This window comes from Lysinibacillus sp. CNPSo 3705, from assembly GCF_028674935.1.
In the GTDB taxonomy this organism is placed as follows: domain Bacteria; phylum Bacillota; class Bacilli; order Bacillales_A; family Planococcaceae; genus Lysinibacillus.
The window spans coordinates 17,309-38,389 of sequence record NZ_JAQZSD010000001.1 but is presented as its reverse complement, the minus strand read 5'-3'; the positions used below and the strand labels follow the sequence as shown (position 1 = coordinate 38,389).

The following is a 21,081-nucleotide window of genomic DNA, read 5'->3' as shown; positions in this document are numbered from 1 at the left end:
ACCCCTATTTTAGGCCCATCACCATAATGAGCGGTTGCTTTCGCTACCAAAACCCTTGCTAAAAAAGTATGAAAAGGATCATCAAAAAACACGCCTTCCACTTAGGAAAAGCGTGTTAATGATTTTTATTTTTGAAGTGATTTGATACTTTCTAAATCGCCATTATCAAAAATGGCTCTGCTAATAGCTTTACCTGTTGGTGTTGCAGCAAGTCCTCCACGTGCAGTTTCTTTTAAATTCGGACTCATAGATTGTCCAATTCGATACATCGCACCAATCACTTCGTCACACGGGATACGACTTGTAACCCCCGCAAGTGCCATATCCGCTGCCACAAGGGAATTTGCCGCTCCCATTGCATTTCGCTTAACACAAGGAACCTCTACTAATCCCGCTACCGGGTCGCAAACAAGCCCTAGCATATTTTTCAGCGTAATGGCGAATGCTTCTGAACATTGCTGTGGCGTACCACCAGCCATCTCTACAATCGCTGCCGCCGCCATACCAGCAGCTGAGCCAACCTCTGCTTGACAGCCACCAGCAGCACCTGAAATCGAAGCATTATTAGCAACAACGAAACCAAAAGCACCCGATGTAAATAAATAACGAATCATTTGCTCACGTGTCGGATTTAGCTTGTTCTTTACCGCGAACAGCGTCCCTGGTACAACCCCAGCAGAACCCGCAGTTGGAGTAGCACAAATTGTACCCATAGCTGCATTCACTTCGTTTGTTGCAACAGCCTTACTCACCGCGTCTAGTAATAAATCCCCCGACAGTGAATTGCCTTGCGCAATATAATTTTGAAGCAATACTGCGTCACCGCCCGTTAAGCCTGTTACAGATTTTACACCCTTCAAACCTCTTTCAACAGCTTCTTCCATCACCGTTAAATTATTGTCCATTTGCTGTATAATTTCATCTCTTGAGCGTCCAGTTATTAACATTTCTTGCTCAATCATAATTTCAGAAATTAGCTTTCCTTCTTGTTCCGCTCGTTCAACTAGTTCACGAACATTATGAAACAATACGTCCATATTCGTGCACCTCCTTAGTTATTAATTTTAGAAACCTTCGAAATATGTGGTATTAAAGAAATTTGTTGTAATATTTTATCCTCAATGTTTTGATCGACTTCTATCACCATAAGGGCCGTTAAACCACGTTCTATACGCGAAACCTCCATATGTCCAATGTTGACCGCATGCATCGCTAAGCAATTTGCCACATTGGCAATACAGCCAGCACGATCATCATGAACAACAAGGATTGCTGGCATACCACCTGTTAAACGTAGCTTAAAGCCATTAACCTCACTCACTTCAATTTTTCCGCCGCCGATAGAAATACCAACGACAGACATCTCTCCTTCATCATCGCCAATTACAAGGCGAGCCGTATTCGGATGCTCCATATTCGCTGTTTCTGGGATAAACTCATAATCTAATCCTGCCTTTTCTGCATCGGCAAAAGCTGTTTTGATCCGCTCATCGAATGTATCGTAATTTAATAGGCCCCCTACCAAAGCTACATCTGTTCCATGTCCTTTATATGTTTCAGCAAACGAACCATATAAGTGAATTTTCGCCCATTTTGGTTGTCTTCCAAATAAATCTCTAGCAACGCGTCCAATTCGTGCGGCTCCTGCCGTATGTGAAGAAGAAGGCCCAATCATTACTGGTCCAATAATATCAAATACTGAAGTAAACTTCATAATAACACCCCTCTATTCTATCCATATAATAATATCGATTTTTTATTTATATCATGCTTGATAGTTACTATAAAAGTAAAGCACTTCTTTATCAAATTTCTGAAAATTTACACGACTATATTTTACACAATGGCAATATTGATTAACCTTTGTCTACTCCGTATAGACAATAATTTCAAAATGCTGGTATTCCAATATTTCCAAGTTTATTGTCCACTGGACGTATACATCGAATCATTTATTTTTAGCTAATTCAGCTCGTGTCAGATCCTCTATTCTCTCTGTACCATAAACAAAAGCAGTACACGGCTTGTGCACTGCTTTGTCTACTTATGCGCAAAGTAGAGTGAATTATTCTACTGAAATAATATATGGATATAATCCTTGTTTACCATTAAATAACTCTACTTCAACCTCTGGATAATTCTCTTCAATGAATTTCACTAATTCTGAAGCATTTTCTTCGGTTGTATCCTCACCATAGATGACTGTTACAATTTCTGCATCTTCATCCACTAAATCAGTTATTACCTTCTCAGCAGCATCTTTTAATGCTGGAGTCGATAATACAATTTTTCCTTCTGCAAGAGCCATGAAATCATCCTTATGAATTTCCACACCATCAATAGATGTATCTCGAACCGCATAAGTTACTTGGCCTGTTTTAACATTTGCGAAGGCTTCTGTCATTGTTGCTTGGTTCATTTCAACTGCCGCCTCTGGATTAAACGATAAAATCGCTGCCATACCTTGAGGGATCGTTTTCGTTGGAACTACAGCCGCTTCTATATCTAATAGCTCTACCGCTTGTTCTGCTGCCATCACGATATTTTTGTTATTTGGTAAAATCAATACTTTTTCAGCACCAATTTCTTGTACTGCCTTCACAATATCTTCAGTTGAAGGGTTCATTGTTTGACCACCTTCAATAACATAAGAGGCACCAATTGAACGAAGTAATTCAGCAACTCCCTCACCCATTGCAATCGTTACAATTGCATATGGGTGCTTTTCTGCTTTCTTAGCTGAAGAAGGTGCTTTATGATCCTCACCAACAATGGCAGAATGCTGTTCACGCATATTGTCGACTTTAATTTTAATAAGACTACCATATTTTTGACCCATTGCTAATACAGCGCCTGGTTGTTCAGAATGTATATGCACTTTTGCAATTTCTTCATCTGAAATAACGAGTAAAGAATCACCTAGAGGATTTAATTCATTGCGGAATTGTTCTTCACTAAATGGCTCTTTTCCTTCTTCAAAACGTACCATGATTTCAGTACAATACCCAAATTCAATATCCATAGTATTCATGAAATCTTGTGCTCTGTGATGTTCTGCATTAATTAAATCATCTAAAGTTGCTTCATTTTTCACTGGTAATGGCTCGCCCTTTAAGGATGCTAAAAATCCTTCATACACAAATAGAAGACCCTGACCGCCACTATCTACAACCCCGACTTCTTTTAGAACAGGTAGAAGTTCAGGCGTACGTTGTAACGAAGCCTGTGCTTCAGCAGTAAATGCTTCCATCACTGCAATGATATCGGTTTCAGTTTCTGCCACTTCTACACCTTTTTTCGCCGCTTCACGTGCAACCGTTAAAATCGTTCCCTCAACTGGCTTCATTACTGCTTTATACGCAGTTTCTACGCCTGCTTGGAAGGCACCAGCAAAGCCCTTAGCATCAATCGTCGCTTCTTTTTCGATAGATTTACCAAAGCCACGGAATAACTGCGATAAAATAACGCCTGAATTTCCGCGTGCTCCCATAAGTAAACCTTTTGATAAAGCTTGAGCTGTTTTGCCGATATGTTCTGACGCATACTGCTCCGTTTCCTTTGCCCCAGATGTCATCGATAAGTTCATATTCGTTCCTGTATCACCATCTGGTACTGGAAATACATTTAATGAATCAACATAATTTGCATTTTGGAATAGGTGATGGGCACCCATTTGCACCATTTCTGCAAACTTTATTCCGTCTAAAGACTGCATTAGAATTAGTTCCTCCTCTTAATCATTCGCTACACGAACGCCCTGCACAAAGATATTGACAGATTTTACGCTCATACCTAATGTTTTATCCACTGTATATTTCACTTTCGACTGTACTTGATAAGCAACTTCCGAAATTTTTGTCCCGTAACTAACAATAATGTACATATCAATATGTAAATCGTCGTTCTGTTTTCGAATAACAACACCTTTTGCAAAATTTTCTTTACGTAAAATATCAGTTAGACCATCACGAATTTGATGTTTAGATGCCATGCCAACAATACCGTAGCATTCTACAGCAGCGCCACCAGCTATTTGTGCAAGTACATCTGTTGAAATATCAATTTGGCCGAATTCATTGTTTAATTCAATCGACATAGAAATGCCCCCTTGGCTCTTTTTGACTAAATGATATTGTAACACTTTCGTTATGCATTAAGCAACCTTAGAAGGCATGAAAGCGCATTGTATCAACGTTTTACTGACATTTTAAAGGGAAACATACATCTCATCGAAATTTCCACTTTTGCTGTAAAAGTTGTTACGACCGTTTTGTTTTGCTGTGTATAGTGCTTGATCAGCTAATTCACAGCATATTTTCAATTGCTCGCTATTGGAGATTTTTGCATAACACATCCCGATGCTGACTGTTACAATATTAGCAACTTCTGAATGCTCATGACGTATATTTAAATGGCGTACTTCCTCTAAAATTTCCTCACATACATGCTCTGAAAATTTAGCCGCATGATGGCTAACGATTACGAACTCTTCGCCTCCCCAACGTGCTACAAATGCATTATACTTTTCTGCAATTTCATCTAATAGAGCTGCCACTTTTATTAAAGCTTCATCACCTTGTAAAGAAATCAAGATCAATCATCATGACAGATAAAGATTTTGATTTACTTAGTTGTTGCCCTATTTGTGTCAATTTATGATTAAAAGCTCGACGATTAGGCAAATTTGTCAATGTGTCCCTGAATGCTTGCTCTGATAGTTCATTATTTTTCTCAGTTAATAATTTTGATAAATTTTTAGTTTTTGTCATTTCTACTTGTAATAAAATTTGTTGCTTCGTAATTTGTTTTTGTATTTTATAAGTATGACTCTGAATAATTAGCCCTATAGGAATAATGAGGGACATCGGTAATAATATTCTAATACTTTCACCTGATATCCCAACACTCAAATAAGCACTTATTAAAATAGGTAGTACCGTTACTAACATAATCAGAAAAGTTTCCAGGAAAGAGATAGAAAAAACAGTACAAATCAATAAAAACAGCACCTCATAAAGAACCGCATGTTTAAAAAAATAGACGTCCATTAACGTTATGACAGTAATTAATATTAATATAGTATAAATATAAGCAAGTAAGATCGTTTTGTATTTTCGTAAATTAAGAGATGTTACCTTCATTTTCTTTTCTTTGACAAATAATAACACCGTTAAATCTAGATAAAACAATATCGTGTGGATGGCAATATAAGCTGGCACCATCGCTCGTTCTGTTTTTGAAAAAAAGACCTCACCGTAATGAATAATTGTAATGATATATACATCATTGTCCACGCTACTGTGCGCATACGTTTTAAATTAAATTGAATCATTTCTTTTTGTATAGTGAGAGCTAGATTTTCTTGATTTTCCATGACGTCCGCTCCTAATAAACAATCTTGCACTAATTTGTCCTTTATTTATCGTCTAAATAATGAAAAATACAAGTAGTCTTTGCAAAATTGTTGAAAAATGATTGGAGTGAAGACTATGCGATTCCTTGTGGATTAGCTTCACAGATGAGACCATTAAGCGCAGCGGGTAGGCTGTGCGGGAACTACGTAGCTAGACGTAGAGACGGCAGGTGGGACATCCATGCCATTATTAGTATGAGCTATGACAATCGCTAAAATTTGTGCTTCTGAAGGAAAATGAAAACAGCTTGCCCATTTCAGCGCTTTCGGCAAAATGCAATTTACCACTTAGCACATTACATAGAATATTAAAAGTTCGGTTCAGTAAGTATAGGTTTTGCTTGCTTTACTGTTTCAGCAGAACATATTAATACCCCTTACAAACTGGTAAATGTGTTTCAATAAAGCTTGGCCACCGATCAAGGGTAATCTTGTTTGTCAATCCCTTTCAATCAGGCATGCAAGTTAAAATCGAGCTAATATATACCAACAATTGTAACACCTAGGAATTAACGACCATTATTTAACAAGTATCTTTTTGTCTGTAAAGGTTTTTTTCTTGAAAGGTTATGTGAAAACTATTGCACTGAACGTCATGGTATGTTAAATTATTATGGTATGTGAAATACCGAACTGAAATAATAATCTTTCAGCATCAACAGTAAGGAGGGAATACTACATGCCAAAACAATGTGTAATCACTGGACGTAAAGCTCGTACTGGTAACAACCGTTCCCACGCTATGAACGCTAACAAACGTACTTGGGGTGCTAACCTTCAAAAAGTTCGTATCTTAGTAGACGGTAAACCAAAACGTGTATGGGTTTCTGCACGTGCATTAAAATCAGGTAAAATCGAGCGCGTTTAATCGTTGCTTCCAAAAAATCGATTTCGCATTTGGCGCAAATCGATTTTTTTCTGTCTTATTAACTGGGCAAACTACCAACCGCCTTTGTGAATATTTATATAATAAAATGACTAAGCCGCTAGAAATTACTTCTCATAGTAATTCCTAGCGGCTTTCATTACATATAGCAGCACAACAAAACACCTATGCAGAATGGCTGTTACGATATAATAAAGTATAGTTCTTCAACAAAGCGAGGGGTTGATTGGGCGCTTTGTGCTGACGCTTCGCTTTCGCACCGAAAACATTTGTTGCTGTCGCTTCACTTTCGCTACAGAAAACATTTGTTGCTGACGCTTCGCTTTCGCTACAGAAAACATTTGTTGCTGACGCTTCGCTTTCGCACAGAGCAAAGCTTCCTGGGGGCGTCCGATGAGCCGCTTCACTCGCGTTGATTGCTCCAGGGTCTCGGGCCAACACGAGGAAGCGGCCCGACGCTCGCCCACAGGAAAGCGAGTAGCCTAGAACGGAAATCATCCACCATAATATTCAACAAAGAATTCCTTGACCGTTTTGTTTTTCAATACTAAAAAAAATCCGACTAGTGTTAGTCGGATTTTTTTACTTTCTTTTCTTTTTTAAAAATGTTGATACATGTACGCGTAATACTACTTACAAATTTCGGCAGCTGGAACGTATATACTTTCAGGACTCTCTCCCCCTTACGCTAATCTATGCTTCTTATCATTAAACATATGCCTTGCGAGAAAGATATAGACCCTGAATTCCCTATTATTTCATTACTTGTAAAGCGAGATGTACCAAGAGAGATTTCTTCATTTGTTGTTTCATACTTCACATGCCTTAATGTCACATCTTTAATCGGCTCTTCATGTGCAAAGAAAGACAAATAACGGTATTGCTCGTCTGCTTCAATGAAGTGCTTGCCCGGCATTAAAAATTGCAACATATTTGCATGATTAATAATCTTCAACACTACCTGTGAATACTCTTTTTGTAATCGATAAATCGAACGAACTGCTGCCTCATAATGATCTAAACGACCACCTGTAACACCTGTAAGTACAATTTCTTGTGGTTCATAGGTCAAAGCTTTTAATAATGCTAAGTCCGTATCTGTTTCATCTTTTTCTTCCTGGAATCGTTGTCTATCATTTGTATGTGCCATCACCAGCTTGTATTCCTCTTGCGATAGTGAGTCAAAATCTCCTACTATGGCATGCGGTGTGATTCCTTGCTCAATTAAATATAGCGCTCCTCGGTCTGCTCCGATAAATAACACATCACTTTGTTCTTTATACGGACTAAATGAACACAGTTCTGCTCTTGGCCCACCTGCACAAACAACGACTACTGTCATCCTTGAATCGCTGCCTCACCAGCAGCTAAAATTTCCTGTAGGGCCGCAGAACGATCTTCTTTACTATAAATAGCGGAACCAGCTACAAAAATTGTTGCTCCTGCTTTGGCACAAGGAATAATAGTTTCTGCATTAATACCACCGTCAATCTCTATAGCAATATCGAGATTACGTTCTTTAATGATAGCTGCTAGTGCTTCAATTTTTGGCACAACAGAATGAATGAATTTTTGCCCACCAAACCCTGGATTTACTGTCATGAACAGCACCATATCAATATCTTCTAAAATGTGTTGAATAGATTCAATTGGTGTATGTGGGTTTAATACAACACCAGGTTTAACTCCATATGAGCGAATTAATTGAATCGTGCGGTGTAAATGGCGGCAAGCTTCAACATGCACCGTAATATAGTCCGCTCCTGCTTTGGCGAATTGCTCAATATATTGATCAGGATTTTCGATCATTAAATGAACGTCTAATGGCAAATCAGTTAAAGGGCGAATGGCGTCTAAAACAATAGAGCCGAAAGAAATATTTGGCACAAAATGACCATCCATAACATCGATATGAATAAGCTGTGCCCCTGCCTTTTCTACTTCTTTTACTTCTTCTCCTAATTTAGCAAAGTTCGCTGCTAAAATTGATGGTGCTATTTGTATCATCATTAATACCTCGGCTTTCGATCCATAATTTCTTGCATAAATTGCTCGTAGTGTTTATAACGGTAGTCACGAATTTCTCCCGCCTCAACAGCTACCTTTACTGCACATTTTGGCTCCTTTAAGTGTAAACAGCCTCTAAATTTACAATCATCTGCCATACGGGCCATCTCAGGGAAGCATGCGCCTAATTCTTCTTTTTCTATTTCATCAAAATCAAATGAACTAAATCCTGGAGTATCTGCTAATAAGCCGTCACATACTTCGATTAATTCGACATGGCGAGTCGTATGTTTTCCACGCCCTAAACTTTGCGAAATAATGCCGGTCTTTAAATTTAAATCTGGAATTAAAGTGTTTAGTAATGTGGATTTCCCAACTCCAGATTGCCCTGCTAATACAGAAGTTTTTCCCTTTAAAATAGGCTGTAGACGATCAACTAATTCTTCTTCACCTTTATAGGTTTGTAGCACTGTATACCCCATGCTTTCATAATCTTCTATATAGCTTTGCAATTCCTCGCGTTCATGATCTTCTAGTAAATCCATCTTTGTTAAACAAATAATCGGATGAACATGAAATGATTCTAAAACAACTAAGAAACGATCCAGTAAAATGGTATTAAAATTAGGCTCTTTTACAGAAAATACCAAAATCCCTTGATCAATATTAGCTATTGGCGGACGTACTAATTCATTTTGGCGTTCCATAATTTTTTGGATCGTACCATCTGACCCCTCTGTTTCCAGAGTGTATTCTACATTGTCGCCAACGAGTGGAGATTCCCCGCGATTGCGAAAAACCCCACGTCCTCGACATTGTATTAGTTGTTCTCCATCATATACATAGTAGTAACCGCTTAATGCTTTACGTATTTGGCCTTGCGCCATCCAATTCCCCCTTATTTAATATCGCTGAAGTTGAATCTGTTCTCATCAATAATTTCAGAATCACGAATAATTCTATATGCGCCTACTTCACCCTCTTCAATGACAAGCTGTATTTTATAGTCTTTATCAGCTGTAATAGTAAATGTTTCGGCTACTGATGACATTGTATGGTTTTTATCTTGAATTTCAATACGAATAGTTTGCTCCATACCTTCCTCAGCTGGTTCATAAGGTATTTTCACAGCCACAGTTTTAACGATAGTTTTTTTAGGTTTTTCAGCTGGCCCTTTACTTAAAACAACCGCTATTGTAGATCCTACTTCAACTGAAGTCCCTACTTTTGTCAATTGTGAAATAACACTTCCAGCAGCCACTGTATCATTAAAGTCTTCACGAGCAATACTCCATTTCAAGCCATTTCTTCTTACATACTCATCCATTTGAGCCTTCGTGTAATTCACAACATTACCTACGGTAACCATTTGCACTCCTGCGCTTACCGTAAATTTCATCGTTGTATCCTTAGCAATTACTTCTTCTTGAGGTTTCGGCTCTTGATCAATAATTTGCCCTTCTGGCTCTGTTGAATGCACATAGCTAATATCTGGCTCTAAAAATTTATCCTTTAACATAGATTCAACTTGGCTGATTTGCCGTCCTCTATAATCTTCCACTTTTGTCATTTCTACTCCAAGACTAACGATTAAATCTATTTCCGTACCTTTTACACGCTCTGTACCCTCCGAAGGATCCGTTTCAATAACCTTACCCTTTTCCACGTTCTCATCATAACGCTCCTGATGTTCTTCACCAACAGTAAAACCTTCAGCCACTAATTTCTTTGTAGCTTCCTCAACGGTCCTATTAGCCACACTAGGTACAGGTATCTTTTTCGGGCTAAATAAATCTGTGGCAAAGAAAAAGAATAGGAAGATAGCGATAGCGACTATTACTAGCCCAGTAACAACTATTGGCCATTTTTTCTTTTTCTTCACAGGTGCTGTCTTTTCAACAGGCTTTTTAACCTCAGGTTTCGGCGGCTTTGGTTGCGCAATTGGTTCGATTGCTCTTGTCTTCGTTAAATCTTCGTCTTTACGTATAACCGGCTCTTTTATAATTGGAATAGCCTTTGTCACATCATTATCTTCCGGTATGACAAACTTCGGTTCATTCATCCGATTTGGCGATAAAACAGTTTCTAAATCTACTTGCATTTCTTCTACTGTCGAATAACGATGAGAAGCATCTTTTGCCGTAGCTTTTAGCACAACATTTTCTAAGCTTTGTGGAATCGTGGCATCGAATGCACGAACGGACGGCGTCTCAGATTGTAAATGTTTAAGCGCGATAGAAACAGCTGACTCGCCTGAGAAGGGCAACTCCCCTGTTAATAATTCATATAAAACAATGCCAAGTGCATAAATATCAGATTTATTTGTTGCCGTACCACCACGAGCCTGCTCTGGTGATAAATAATGCACCGTTCCAAGTACGGAGTTCGTTTGTGTAAATGACGTTGCACTAAGTGTCATCGCGATGCCAAAATCAGTTATTTTCACATTGCCTTCAGCGTCCATTAAAATATTTTGAGGTTTAATGTCACGATGGATAATATGATTTTCATGAGCATTGGCAATTGCTGATGTTAATTGCTTCATAATATGCACACTTCTAGCAGGAGAAATTGGTGCAAATTCCTGTATGTACTGCTTTAATGTTTTTCCTTGGACATATTCCATCACAATATAATGTAAATCACCATCATCACCTACATCATAAACACTAACGATATTTGGATGTGTAAGGCTTGTAGCAGAAAGTGCTTCACGTTGAAAACGGCGATGCAATTCATCCTCATTGGTAAAATCATAGCGTAATATTTTGATCGCTACATCACGGTTTAAAATCATGTCATGTGCTAAATAAACATTGGACATACCACCGCCACCAATTAGCCCTATAATTTTATAGCGATCACTAATTCGTTTACCTACAAGCATACTTACACCTCCTCATCTTGCCTTGTGAGTAGCACGAGGGAGATATTGTCTTCTCCCCCGCTTGCATTTGCTAATTCCACAAGCTTTCGTCCTTTTTCTGCTATTGAATCCGGATACGTAATAATTGATGCCATTTCATACACTGTAAGTTTATTGCTTAAACCGTCAGAGCAAATGAGTAAATACGATTTTGATGCTAAATCAACTTCATAAAAGTCTGGTTCAATCGTTTCTTCTGTACCAACAGCTTTTAAGATGAAATTTTTCTTCGGATGTGTCAATGCTTCCTCTTCACTAATTTCACCATTTTCAACCAGAACATTTACATAGGAATGATCTCTTGTTATTTGTTGTGCACCATCATCAAAGAAATAATACACACGACTATCGCCAACATGTGCGATAAAGCAATGATGTTCTTCAATTAACACTGCAATAAACGTCGTGCCCATTCCTTTACAGTCTTCATGTGATAAAGAATAGTCATATATACTTTTATTCAATTGCTTGACTGCTTGTAGTAACCACTCTTTTTTTGATGTTGTTGATGCAAAATGATGTGCCTCTGCCTGTAAAAAAACGGATTCCATCTGTTTCATCGCCATATCACTCGCTACATCGCCAGCATTATGACCACCCATGCCGTCTGCTACAAGTGCTAGCGCAAGACCGTTTGGACGTTTGAAAAATGCCGCACGGTCTTCATTAATTGCTCGTTTTAACCCAATATCACTTTCGACTGTGTATTCCAACACTGGTCACCTCGTCTCTTCAGATCTCTCTTGCGCACGTAATTGACCACACGCAGCAGCAATATCAGAACCTTGCTCTCGGCGGATCGTTACGTTAATACCATTCTTCTTTAATGTTTTTTCAAAGGCAAAAATTTGACTACGGGATGTGCGAACATAATCACGTTCTGGTACGTAGTTAACAGGAATTAAGTTCACGTGACATTTAAGTCCTTTTATTAATGCAGATAATTCTTCTGCAATTTCAACAGAATCATTTTCCCCAGACATTAAACCATACTCAAAAGTAACACGTCGGCCAGTTTTTTTCGTATAGTAACGAACGGCTTCCATTAATTCATCCAATTTGTAAGCACGTGCAATTGGCATCAGCTTTTGACGAGCCTCTTGGTTTGGTGCGTGTAAGGATACTGCAAAGTTGATTTGTAGCTGTTCATCAGCAAATTCGTAAATTTTAGGGACAATTCCTGATGTTGATACAGTGATGTGACGAGCACCAATGTTTAACCCTTTTTCATGGTTGATGACTTTTAAGAAGTTCATCATCGCATCATAATTATCGAAAGGTTCTCCAATACCCATAATGACGATATGTGACACACGTTCGCCCAATTCATCTAAAGTTTGTTGCACTTTGACAACTTGCTCCACGATTTCCCCTGCTAATAAGTGACGTTTTAATCCACCTAAAGTTGACGCACAAAACGTACAGCCAATTCGGCAGCCTACTTGTGTCGTCACACAAACAGAGTTCCCATATTCATGACGCATTAATACAGTTTCAATAGAATAGCCATCTTGTAACTGGAATAAAAACTTGATCGTACCATCTTTGGATTCCTGTTGAATAATTGTTGATAATGTCGTCAATGCAAAACTTGCTTCAAGCTTTTCACGTAATCCCTTCGAAAGGTTAGACATTTCTTCAAATGTTTTGACACGTTTATTATAAAGCCAATCAAAAATTTGCGCTGCACGGAATGGTTTTTCACCATTTTCCTTTAACCATTCTTCTAATTGTTCCGGCTTTAATGAGTATACCGATTCCTTTAAATTTGGTTTTTCTTTTTTTGCGCGTCGAACAGGCTTGTCTTCTGCTTCTTCAACTAAGTCGTTAATGCGCTCATTAAATTTCTCTTGATCCACCATTAGTTGGATCCTCCTTTTTTACGAAAGGCGGCAACGAAGAAACCGTCACTGCCAAAGTCTTGTGGAAAGACTTGAAGCATGCCATTTGCTTGCTTTTCCGCTAATTTTGTTGGTAAAGATTCTAGTTGTATAGCTTCCATTTCTGGATGCGTTGTTAAAAAGGCTTCTACAGTACCTTCGTTTTCCCTTTTATCTACTGTACATGTACTGTACACAAGCTTGCCATCTATTTTTAATACTTTTGTTGCAGCATCTAATAGTGCCAACTGTATTTTTTGTAGGCTTGCTAAATCTTCTTCTCGCTTTGTATATTTAATATCTGGCTTACGGCGCATAACACCTAAACCACTACAAGGTGCATCGACTAAAATAGCGTCGAATGATTCTAGTTGTAGAAAATCCGGTGCCTTCCGTCCGTCAATCGGAGCAGTCTCTACGATATCAATCCCTAGACGATCCGTATTATGGTCGATTAAATCTAATTTATGAGGGTGAAGGTCAGTCGCTAAAATCGAACCTTCATTTTTCATAATCTCAGCTATATGTGTTGTCTTTCCTCCCGGAGCTGCACACATATCTAAGACGCGCATGCCAGGTGATGGATGTAAAACATTTGCAGGAATCATAGAGCTTTCATCCTGAATAGTAATAAGCCCTTCTTGGAATGCCTTCGTTCGAGCTGGCTGACCATTTGTTACATATAAACATTCAGGCATTAGCTCGCTTCTTTGTGCTGATAAACCTTCCGCTTCTATGCTGGCAATTGCTTGCTCAACGCTTGCTTTCGTCATATTTACACGTACAGTCTGCACCGGTGGCACATTATTTTCATGTAGCATTTCAGCCGCTACTTCAATCCCGTAGTTATCGACAAAGCGCTGCACTAACCATTCAGGATGACTCGTTTCAATAGCAAGGCGCTCAATTGGATCTTTAATGTCAGCAGTAGAAGCTACACCTTGACGTAAAATAGATCGTAAAATACCATTGACCATTGAGGCTATCCCTTTGTGCCCTCGACGCTTAGCAATTTCAACAGCCTCATTTACCGCTGCATGTGGTGGGATACGTGTTAAATAATGCATTTGATATAAAGATAAACGTAAAAGCCAGCGTACCCAATGATCCACTGAGCCACGAATAAATGGCTCTAAATAATAATCAAGTGTCATTTTATATTGTAAAGTACCATACGTAATTTCTGTTAAAAGCGCACGATCCTTCGCTTCAATTTTATGTCGCTTGATCGTTTCATTTAAAAGCAAATTACTATAGGCTTGATTTTTATCTACTGCTAACAGAATAGAAAGTGCAGCATCACGCACATTTCCATCCCAAATAACTACGCTTTTTTTACTCATTTAAATTGGTCCCCGATCTGTAATTTAGAACCTGTACCACGCAAATATTCCTCTGCTGTCATGCGTTTTTTACCAGCTGGTTGTACATCATACAGGGCTAGTGTTGTACCATTTCCTGCTGCAACTTCAAAATGGTCCTTTGAAATCGCAACAACCTCACCTGGTAAAGTATCATGCTTTGTGTTACCAAGCTGCGCCCACCAAATTTTAAAGTTTCCATTTTCAAATGTTGTGTAGGCAACAGGCCACGGATGAAGACCACGCACTTGATTGTATAAAGTTGTCGCATCCTTTGTCCAATCGATACGTTCCTGTTCACGTGAAATATTGCTTGCAAAGGTTACTTGTGCTTCATCCTGCACGGTACGATTATTTGTTCCATTAATAATTGAAGGAAGTGTATCTTTTAATAATTCACAGCCTACAACGCTTAGCTTATCGAATAGTCCACCTGTATGATCATCCTCTTCAATTGGGATAGCCTTTTGAGATATGATGTCACCAGCATCAAGCTTTTGTGCCATATACATAATCGTTACACCCGTCTCTTTTTCGCCATCAATAATTGCTTGGTGAATAGGTGCTCCTCCACGATACTTTGGTAAAAGTGACGCATGGACGTTAATACAACCAAGCGGTGGTGTATCAAGTAATTCTTTCGGCAAAATTTGTCCAAAAGCGGCTGTTACGACTAGGTCAGGCTGTAAATCAATAATTTGCTGTAATTCCTCAGAACCACGTAATTTTTCAGGCTGAATAACAGGTAAACCTAATTCCATAGCTGCTGCTTTAACAGGTGGTGGTGTTAACACACGCTTACGCCCAACTGGACGGTCTGGTTGTGTAACTACAGCTTTAATATCATAACCTTCATGATGTAGCATACGCAAAATTGGCGCGGAGAAATCAGGTGTTCCCATAAAAATTATTGAAGTCATATTATTCCTCCTCTTCAGCGTACATCGCTTCAAGCTCTTCTTCAGTTAAAATGCGTTTAATTTTCGAATCAAATAGCACGCCGTCTAAATGATCGATTTCATGTAAAATTGCTCGTGCATCAAAGCCTCCTGCTTCCAACTCATACACACGTCCTTCACGGTCACATGCTTCAATTTTCACGTAATCAGGTCGTTCAACCTCACCGTACAATCCAGGGAAGCTTAAGCATCCTTCAATATCAACTTCAGCGCCATCTGTTTCAATGACAGTCGGATTAATCATTTCTAAAATATCTCGTTCCTCGCCAAGCTCGACAATAGCAACACGTAATCCTACATTTATTTGCGGTGCAGCAATACCAACACCATCGTATTCAACCATTGTGTCATATAAATCATCTAGTAATGTAATAATTTCTTCATTAATTTCTTTTACTTCCGCGCACGGCGTTGATAACACCTTTGCTGGATGTTCAACAACTTTTTTAATTGCCATGTTATGTTCCTCATTTCTATATTTAAGGCGTATTGCCTTGTCTAATTGTAACGTTACATCATAATCTAGCTAATTCATATCAATTATGCCTTAGACCATAACGTGAGGTTGATTTCCGTTCCGATTGGGCGCTTTGCTGCTGCCGCTCCGCTTTCGCGCAGATAAAATATTTGTTGCTGCTGCTCCGCTTTCGCACAGATAAAACATTTGTTGCTGCCGCTCCACTTTCGCACAGATAAAACATTTGCCGCTGCCGCTTCGCTTTCGCACAGAGCTTCCTGGGGGCGTCCGATGAGCCGCTTCACTCGAGTTGCTCGCTCCATGGTCACATCTGTGACGCTGATCCCCAAGGAGTCGCCCAACCTCTACTTCAATCAACTTATTCGCATGGCATATATTTTAACAAAATGTCATGTCTAATCTGGTGATGAATCATTTTATATAGTCGATGGATCTAAATCTACCGTCATTAATATACCCTGTTTAATCCATTCCGCTCGATACATCGCTAAAAGGCGCTGTAATACGGGAATGAGATTTGGTTCAATTTTATATTTTATCAAACATTGATAACGATATCTATTTTGCAAACGACTAATGCTTGCCGTTGTCGGTCCAATAATGGCTACCTTGTTTGATAAGTTTTCCCTTAGCCAATCTGCTGCACGTCCAGCATACTCTGCTGCCATCATGACATCCTCATGAGATAGTTGAACAAGTGCTACATAATAATACGGCGGATAGCTAGAGCGGCGACGTAAAAACATTTCACGTTCGTAAAATGGCTCATAATCTTGTATTTTGGCCAATTCAATTGCATAATGCTCTGGTGTATACGATTGAACAATAACCTCACCATGCTTTTCATGACGTCCCGCTCTACCACTAACCTGCGTTAATAATTGGAATGTACGCTCCGCTGCACGATAGTCGGGTAAATGCAGAGATGTATCAGCACTAAGTACACCAACAAGCGTAATATTAGGGAAATCAAGACCTTTAGCAATCATTTGCGTCCCGAGCAAAATATCTGCCTGCCCTTCCCCAAATGACTGCAAAATTTCTTCATGTGCACCTTTTTGTTTCGTTGTATCCACATCCATCCGGAGAACCCTTGCCTCCGGAAATAGCTTATAAATTTCTTCCTCGACTTTTTGTGTTCCCGTACCAAAATAACGAATATGCTCACTCTGGCATTGAGGACATATTTGAGGAACACGCTCCTCATAACCGCAATAATGACATTTTAATTTTTCAGTTGTTCGATGATACGTTAACGAGATGTCACAGTTCGGACATTGTACAACCGTTCCACAATCACGGCAAAGCACAAAAGAAGAATAGCCACGACGATTTAAAAATAGCACCATCTGTTCTTTTTTCTCAAGCCGTACACGTATTGCATCAACAAGCTGCTCCGAAAACATAGAACGATTTCCTTTTCGAAGTTCTTCACGCATATCAGCAATATAAACAGTTGGTAACGCTTGATGTAAAGCACGTTGCTTTAAGGATAGCAAACTATATACACCTTTCTTTGCTCTCGCAAATGATTCAAGCGCAGGCGTTGCACTACCTAATATAACAGGACATTTGTAAAATTCACTTCGCCAAATCGCTACATCTCTAGCATGATAACGAGGTGAATCTTCTTGCTTGTAGGTTGATTCATGCTCTTCATCTAAAATAATGAGGCCTAAATTTGTAAAAGGTGCGAAAATGGCTGAACGAGCTCCAACAACAACACTTACTTTTCCTTGCTGAATTTTTCGCCATTCATCATACTTTTCGCCGACAGATAATCCACTATGCATCACAGCCACCATCTCACCAAAACGACTACGAAAACGCTCTGTCATTTGTGGTGTTAATGATATTTCAGGTACTAACATAATGGCTTCCTTACCTTCATCTAACACCTTTTGTATCGCTTGCAAATATATTTCAGTTTTACCGCTTCCCGTGACGCCGTGTAGTAAAAAGGTTTGCGCCGTCTGTTCTTCCATCGATTTAGTAATAGCCTTTAGTGCAATGTGCTGCTCATTCGTCAACTGTAAAGATTGAGTACGGGAAACTTCCTTCGTAAAGGGATCACGATATACTTCTTCTTGTATAAAATGGGCGGCCCCTTTGTCAATAACTGACTGTAAGACCGCGGAAGATGCACCTGTTTCCTCATAGATTTTCTGTGGCAAATGGACCTCTCCAAGATGTCTGCCCATCCATTCAATCAGTTGACGTTGCTTAGCTGCTCTCGCTGCACTTTCCATTGCTTTATCTATATCTTGCTGATAATCGGATATTTTGACCATCCGTATTTCTTTCACATTACCTTGCTGCTTTACAACATTTTCAATTTTTACAGTTTTATTAGTCATAAGCTGTTTTAATAAAGGAAGTAATTGTGCACGCTCGAATTCTTTGAAATTAGCCTGTTGTCGCTTACCAAAAATAGCTTGAGCCTCATCTGGCAAAGCATCTTTCTCCGCTAATAGCGTTATGATTTTTTCATACTTTGCACGAAGCGCTGAAGGGAGCATGACCTGTAAGGCATCAATTTCATAACAAATTGTTTCGTTTTTTAACCATTTCGCCATTAACAACATTTCTTCGGTCAATACCGGCTCTATATCTAAAATTTGCGCAATAGACTTTAATTTATTAGATGGTACATCTGTGTCATTTTTTAATCCGACTACAAAGCCTAGAACATTTCTTGGCCCAAACGGTACTTTTACACGACAGCCCATCTCGATAATATGTGCCCATTCTGTAGGTACTTCATAGTCAAATGGACGATCTACATGATATGTCGAAACATCCACTATAACCTCTGCAATCAACAAACTCATCGCTTCTCACCCTGTAGTATATATGTCCAAAATGCTTGCGCAAACTGCGTGGCATTTGTCGTATCCCACAGTTGACCATTTACTGCTGCCGTGTCACTAAAATCGATCCACGTGTCAGACATAAATGTTAACATTGGCTCTCCAATAACCTTTTGCCCAAAAGTTATGGCGGTCATGCCTTCTACGGATAACATCGGCGCCCCTTCAATTGTAGGCGTATTTGCTGCATGGATAAAAAATGCAGATGGATAGTGCTTTTTATAATCCTCAAGCTGCTCAAAAAGCTTATGCACACTTCTGTCGTTCTCATCTATAAGAATTACTTTTGCCCCAAGTGTTTTTGCCTCTTTTGCTATTGCCTGACCAATTCGACTATTCGACTGTGTACTAATTATATGGTGCTCGTCCATCGGAACATAATACGCTCCAGCTGTAACTACAACCGTTTTACTAGCTAACGGCTTATGCTTCTCTGAAAAAAACGCTTGTACAAGCGCCGTTATTTTTTCTGGCTCCTCTAAACGCCCTTTGCCAACATAGCCGCACGCTAAAAATCCTTCCGAAGGCTCAATAAATTGATAGCCATCAGATTGTAACTGCGCCAAATTTCGTTTTACCGCTGGATGGTCATACATATGTACATTCATCGCTGGTGCAAGCCATACAGGGGCAGTTGTTGCAAGCAAGGTCGTCGTTACCATATCATCTGCAATTCCATTCGCCAGTTTCCCTATGATATTTGCAGTAGCTGGTGCAACTAAAATTAAATCTGCCCAATCCGCCAAATCAATATGGGCAATCACACTCGAATCCTTTTCATCAAAAGTATCGAAAAAAACATCATTTTTAGACATAACTTGAAAACTCAGCGGATTCACAAATTGTCTTGCTGATGCTGTCATGATAACCTTTACAGTTGCTCCTGCCTGAGATAGCTTACTAACTAAAGCGACAGCCTTATAAACTGCTATACCCCCTGAAACACAAAGTAAAATATTTTTATTCATGCACAATCGTCCTTTCAAATGATAAGCTCCCAAAGGAACATTCCCCGGGAGCTCTCGACATTCTGTATAATCAAAAATCCACTGCAGACGATCAATTATGCCTCGGCATAATTGCGTCCGAAAATCGGCTTTGTGCTTTGGCCTGCATATGCGGGTCAGTTAGCCGTTATCGCACGGATGCGACGATTTATGAACTCATTTCCGATTCCGGGACATCCGCCGGAGGCTTTAGGCCGGACACATTGTTGGTCACTCAGTCGTTGCCACAGGACGTGGCGTTCTTGACTGAGTTCCTCTATTTCAGCGGTCGTTTGGACATCCGCTGAAAAGTAGCTTAAATCGGCATTCATCTCACCTATAAAGGCGGGAGACTTCTGTAGCTGACGCTTCGCTTTCGTTACAGGATATAAATGCTGAAAGAAGTTAACATTAATTTAGCGATGTAGCAAAAACTTTCTTACCAAAGTTAGATTTCGTCTTCGTACACAGTTGACTCATCCTGTGATACTTTCGTAAGTACACCTGCTGCTACTTCTTCAAGTGCTTTCCCTACATATTTATGGGAAACGTATTTGTGTAAACGTTCAGTGTCTTGTTCCTCTTGCATTTGACGAGCACGTTTAGATGCTAGACTTACTAAAGAGTATTTTGAATCGATTTCTTTTTTTAATGTATCTACTGATGGGTATAACATAGGTTTATTCTCCTCTCAACATTGACAAATATCTTTTTTCAACACGTTCTCTACGACAATGCTCTGCTTTAATAATCGCATTTATACGATCACAAGCATTTGTCACTTCATCATTTTCAACTACATAATCATAAAGGCTCATCATTTCGAGCTCTTCACTTGCAGTTGCAATACGCTTCGCAATAACGTCTGCTGTTTCTGTCCCTCGACCAACTAAACGGTCTTTTAATTCCGTTAAGCTTGGTGGGGCTAAGAAAATAAATAATGCATCTGGTGCCTTTTTGCGGATTTGTGCAGCACCTTGCACTTCGATTTCTAAAAACACATCGCGTCCTGCATCAAGTGTTTCATTTACGTAGGCTAACGGTGTTCCGTAATAATTCCCTACAAATTCAGCATGCTCCAATAAGCCACCCTGTTCAATCAAAGCTTCAAATTCTTCACGTGTCTTGAAAAAATAGTCTACACCATCTACTTCACCTTCGCGAGGATTTCGTGTTGTCATCGAGATGGAATACTCATAATTCGTATTCGGCTGAGAAAATAATTCTTTGCGCACTGTCCCTTTACCTACACCAGATGGGCCAGACAGAACAATTAATAATCCACGTTCTTTTATCATTTATTCTCTATATCTCC

21 protein-coding genes and 1 pseudogene are annotated in these 21,081 nt (G+C 39.3%); 1 reads left to right on the top strand and 21 read right to left on the bottom strand.

The genetic code is table 11. From position 1 onward, the window contains the following. Positions 1-125: 125 nt before the first annotated feature. The 5 genes and pseudogenes from sdaAA to PVA17_RS00150 all read right to left on the bottom strand — a co-directional run bounded on the left by sdaAA (position 126) and on the right by PVA17_RS00150 (position 4,769). Entirely contained in the window at positions 126-1,037 is a 912-nt protein-coding gene (sdaAA, locus tag PVA17_RS00170) for an L-serine ammonia-lyase, iron-sulfur-dependent, subunit alpha (protein ID WP_132357471.1), read from the bottom strand. A 14-nt stretch (positions 1,038-1,051) separates the two neighbouring features. Next, positions 1,052-1,714: an L-serine ammonia-lyase, iron-sulfur-dependent subunit beta gene (gene sdaAB / locus PVA17_RS00165; protein WP_049668406.1), complete on the bottom strand. Its 663-nt coding sequence runs from the start codon at positions 1,712-1,714 to the stop codon at positions 1,052-1,054. A 351-nt stretch (positions 1,715-2,065) separates the two neighbouring features. Continuing rightward, a complete protein-coding gene (locus PVA17_RS00160) occupies positions 2,066-3,715 on the bottom strand; it encodes a DAK2 domain-containing protein (RefSeq protein WP_132357472.1) in 1,650 nt (549 codons plus the stop codon). 18 nt (positions 3,716-3,733) lie between these two features. Beyond that, positions 3,734-4,096 (bottom strand): Asp23/Gls24 family envelope stress response protein, encoded by a 363-nt coding sequence (locus tag PVA17_RS00155; RefSeq protein WP_132357473.1) that lies wholly within the window; start codon positions 4,094-4,096, stop codon positions 3,734-3,736. Between the two features lie 111 nt (positions 4,097-4,207). After that, a pseudogene (locus PVA17_RS00150) lies at positions 4,208-4,769 on the bottom strand (GGDEF domain-containing protein). 1,323 nt (positions 4,770-6,092) lie between these two features. Here PVA17_RS00150 and rpmB point away from each other — a divergent pair. Beyond that, positions 6,093-6,281 carry a 50S ribosomal protein L28 gene (gene rpmB, locus PVA17_RS00145; protein ID WP_004227417.1) on the top strand — a complete coding sequence of 63 codons (189 nt, stop codon included), beginning with the start codon at positions 6,093-6,095 and terminating at the stop codon, positions 6,279-6,281. Positions 6,282-6,505: 224 nt separating this feature from the next. On the opposite strand, the gene PVA17_RS00140 is transcribed toward rpmB, so the two are convergent. The 16 genes from PVA17_RS00140 to gmk form a co-directional block, all read right to left on the bottom strand. Beyond that, positions 6,506-6,706, bottom strand: a complete 201-nt coding sequence (locus tag PVA17_RS00140) for a hypothetical protein (RefSeq protein WP_274066586.1) — start codon at positions 6,704-6,706, stop codon at positions 6,506-6,508. A gap of 161 nt (positions 6,707-6,867) precedes the next feature. Further along, the gene (gene spoVM, locus PVA17_RS00135) at positions 6,868-6,969 is read right to left on the bottom strand and encodes a stage V sporulation protein SpoVM (protein WP_100544041.1); all 102 of its coding nucleotides are present in this window, start codon (positions 6,967-6,969) and stop codon (positions 6,868-6,870) included. 18 nt (positions 6,970-6,987) lie between these two features. After that, the gene (locus PVA17_RS00130; RefSeq protein WP_132357476.1) at positions 6,988-7,641 is read right to left on the bottom strand and encodes a thiamine diphosphokinase; all 654 of its coding nucleotides are present in this window, start codon (positions 7,639-7,641) and stop codon (positions 6,988-6,990) included. Next, complete coding sequence (gene rpe / locus PVA17_RS00125; protein ID WP_142507629.1) at positions 7,638-8,306, bottom strand: ribulose-phosphate 3-epimerase; 669 nt, start codon at positions 8,304-8,306, stop codon at positions 7,638-7,640. Before rpe ends, PVA17_RS00130 begins: the two co-directional genes overlap by 4 nt. 2 nt (positions 8,307-8,308) lie before the next feature. Then, a complete protein-coding gene (rsgA, locus tag PVA17_RS00120) occupies positions 8,309-9,193 on the bottom strand; it encodes a ribosome small subunit-dependent GTPase A (RefSeq protein WP_132357477.1) in 885 nt (294 codons plus the stop codon). Positions 9,194-9,204: 11 nt separating this feature from the next. After that, positions 9,205-11,193 carry a Stk1 family PASTA domain-containing Ser/Thr kinase gene (pknB, locus tag PVA17_RS00115; RefSeq protein ID WP_132357478.1) on the bottom strand — a complete coding sequence of 663 codons (1,989 nt, stop codon included), beginning with the start codon at positions 11,191-11,193 and terminating at the stop codon, positions 9,205-9,207. 2 nt (positions 11,194-11,195) lie between these two features. Then, on the bottom strand, positions 11,196-11,945 hold the full coding sequence (locus PVA17_RS00110) for a Stp1/IreP family PP2C-type Ser/Thr phosphatase (protein ID WP_132357888.1): 750 nt from the start codon (positions 11,943-11,945) through the stop codon (positions 11,196-11,198). A gap of 6 nt (positions 11,946-11,951) precedes the next feature. Further along, positions 11,952-13,094, bottom strand: a complete 1,143-nt coding sequence (rlmN, locus tag PVA17_RS00105; RefSeq protein WP_274066585.1) for a dual-specificity RNA methyltransferase RlmN — start codon at positions 13,092-13,094, stop codon at positions 11,952-11,954. Continuing rightward, positions 13,094-14,455: a 16S rRNA (cytosine(967)-C(5))-methyltransferase RsmB gene (gene rsmB, locus PVA17_RS00100; protein ID WP_132357480.1), complete on the bottom strand. Its 1,362-nt coding sequence runs from the start codon at positions 14,453-14,455 to the stop codon at positions 13,094-13,096. Before rsmB ends, rlmN begins: the two co-directional genes overlap by 1 nt. Next, a complete protein-coding gene (gene fmt, locus PVA17_RS00095; RefSeq protein ID WP_274066584.1) occupies positions 14,452-15,393 on the bottom strand; it encodes a methionyl-tRNA formyltransferase in 942 nt (313 codons plus the stop codon). Before fmt ends, rsmB begins: the two co-directional genes overlap by 4 nt. Before the next feature lies 1 nt (position 15,394). Beyond that, positions 15,395-15,889, bottom strand: a complete 495-nt coding sequence (gene def / locus PVA17_RS00090) for a peptide deformylase (protein WP_049668389.1) — start codon at positions 15,887-15,889, stop codon at positions 15,395-15,397. An 83-nt stretch (positions 15,890-15,972) separates the two neighbouring features. Next, the gene (locus PVA17_RS00085; protein WP_274066583.1) at positions 15,973-16,239 is read right to left on the bottom strand and encodes a hypothetical protein; all 267 of its coding nucleotides are present in this window, start codon (positions 16,237-16,239) and stop codon (positions 15,973-15,975) included. Positions 16,240-16,326: 87 nt separating this feature from the next. Beyond that, positions 16,327-18,741, bottom strand: coding sequence for a primosomal protein N' (gene priA, locus PVA17_RS00080; RefSeq protein WP_274066582.1), 2,415 nt, complete (start codon positions 18,739-18,741; stop codon positions 16,327-16,329). Further along, positions 18,738-19,748 (bottom strand): bifunctional phosphopantothenoylcysteine decarboxylase/phosphopantothenate--cysteine ligase CoaBC, encoded by a 1,011-nt coding sequence (gene coaBC, locus PVA17_RS00075; RefSeq protein ID WP_274066581.1) that lies wholly within the window; start codon positions 19,746-19,748, stop codon positions 18,738-18,740. Before coaBC ends, priA begins: the two co-directional genes overlap by 4 nt. Positions 19,749-20,214: 466 nt before the next feature. Then, on the bottom strand, positions 20,215-20,442 hold the full coding sequence (rpoZ, locus tag PVA17_RS00070) for a DNA-directed RNA polymerase subunit omega (protein WP_053483349.1): 228 nt from the start codon (positions 20,440-20,442) through the stop codon (positions 20,215-20,217). Between the two features lie 4 nt (positions 20,443-20,446). After that, entirely contained in the window at positions 20,447-21,064 is a 618-nt protein-coding gene (gene gmk, locus PVA17_RS00065; protein ID WP_132357484.1) for a guanylate kinase, read from the bottom strand. Positions 21,065-21,081: the final 17 nt, after the last annotated feature.

What these genes read in the sequence shown, in the direction of transcription:
- sdaAA (WP_132357471.1), bottom strand. Translation starts at nt 1,037, where the DNA reads ATGGACGTATTGTTTCATAATGTTCGTGAACTAGTTGAACGAGCGGAA.
- sdaAB (WP_049668406.1), bottom strand. Translation starts at nt 1,714, where the DNA reads ATGAAGTTTACTTCAGTATTTGATATTATTGGACCAGTAATGATTGGG.
- PVA17_RS00160 (WP_132357472.1), bottom strand. Translation starts at nt 3,715, where the DNA reads ATGCAGTCTTTAGACGGAATAAAGTTTGCAGAAATGGTGCAAATGGGT.
- PVA17_RS00155 (WP_132357473.1), bottom strand. Translation starts at nt 4,096, where the DNA reads ATGTCGATTGAATTAAACAATGAATTCGGCCAAATTGATATTTCAACA.
- rpmB (WP_004227417.1), top strand. Translation starts at nt 6,093, where the DNA reads ATGCCAAAACAATGTGTAATCACTGGACGTAAAGCTCGTACTGGTAAC.
- PVA17_RS00130 (WP_132357476.1), bottom strand. Translation starts at nt 7,641, where the DNA reads ATGACAGTAGTCGTTGTTTGTGCAGGTGGGCCAAGAGCAGAACTGTGT.
- rpe (WP_142507629.1), bottom strand. Translation starts at nt 8,306, where the DNA reads ATGATACAAATAGCACCATCAATTTTAGCAGCGAACTTTGCTAAATTA.
- rsgA (WP_132357477.1), bottom strand. Translation starts at nt 9,193, where the DNA reads ATGGCGCAAGGCCAAATACGTAAAGCATTAAGCGGTTACTACTATGTA.
- pknB (WP_132357478.1), bottom strand. Translation starts at nt 11,193, where the DNA reads ATGCTTGTAGGTAAACGAATTAGTGATCGCTATAAAATTATAGGGCTA.
- rlmN (WP_274066585.1), bottom strand. Translation starts at nt 13,094, where the DNA reads ATGGTGGATCAAGAGAAATTTAATGAGCGCATTAACGACTTAGTTGAA.
- rsmB (WP_132357480.1), bottom strand. Translation starts at nt 14,455, where the DNA reads ATGAGTAAAAAAAGCGTAGTTATTTGGGATGGAAATGTGCGTGATGCT.
- fmt (WP_274066584.1), bottom strand. Translation starts at nt 15,393, where the DNA reads ATGACTTCAATAATTTTTATGGGAACACCTGATTTCTCCGCGCCAATT.
- def (WP_049668389.1), bottom strand. Translation starts at nt 15,889, where the DNA reads ATGGCAATTAAAAAAGTTGTTGAACATCCAGCAAAGGTGTTATCAACG.
- priA (WP_274066582.1), bottom strand. Translation starts at nt 18,741, where the DNA reads ATGAGTTTGTTGATTGCAGAGGTTATAGTGGATGTTTCGACATATCAT.
- coaBC (WP_274066581.1), bottom strand. Translation starts at nt 19,748, where the DNA reads ATGAATAAAAATATTTTACTTTGTGTTTCAGGGGGTATAGCAGTTTAT.
- rpoZ (WP_053483349.1), bottom strand. Translation starts at nt 20,442, where the DNA reads ATGTTATACCCATCAGTAGATACATTAAAAAAAGAAATCGATTCAAAA.
- gmk (WP_132357484.1), bottom strand. Translation starts at nt 21,064, where the DNA reads ATGATAAAAGAACGTGGATTATTAATTGTTCTGTCTGGCCCATCTGGT.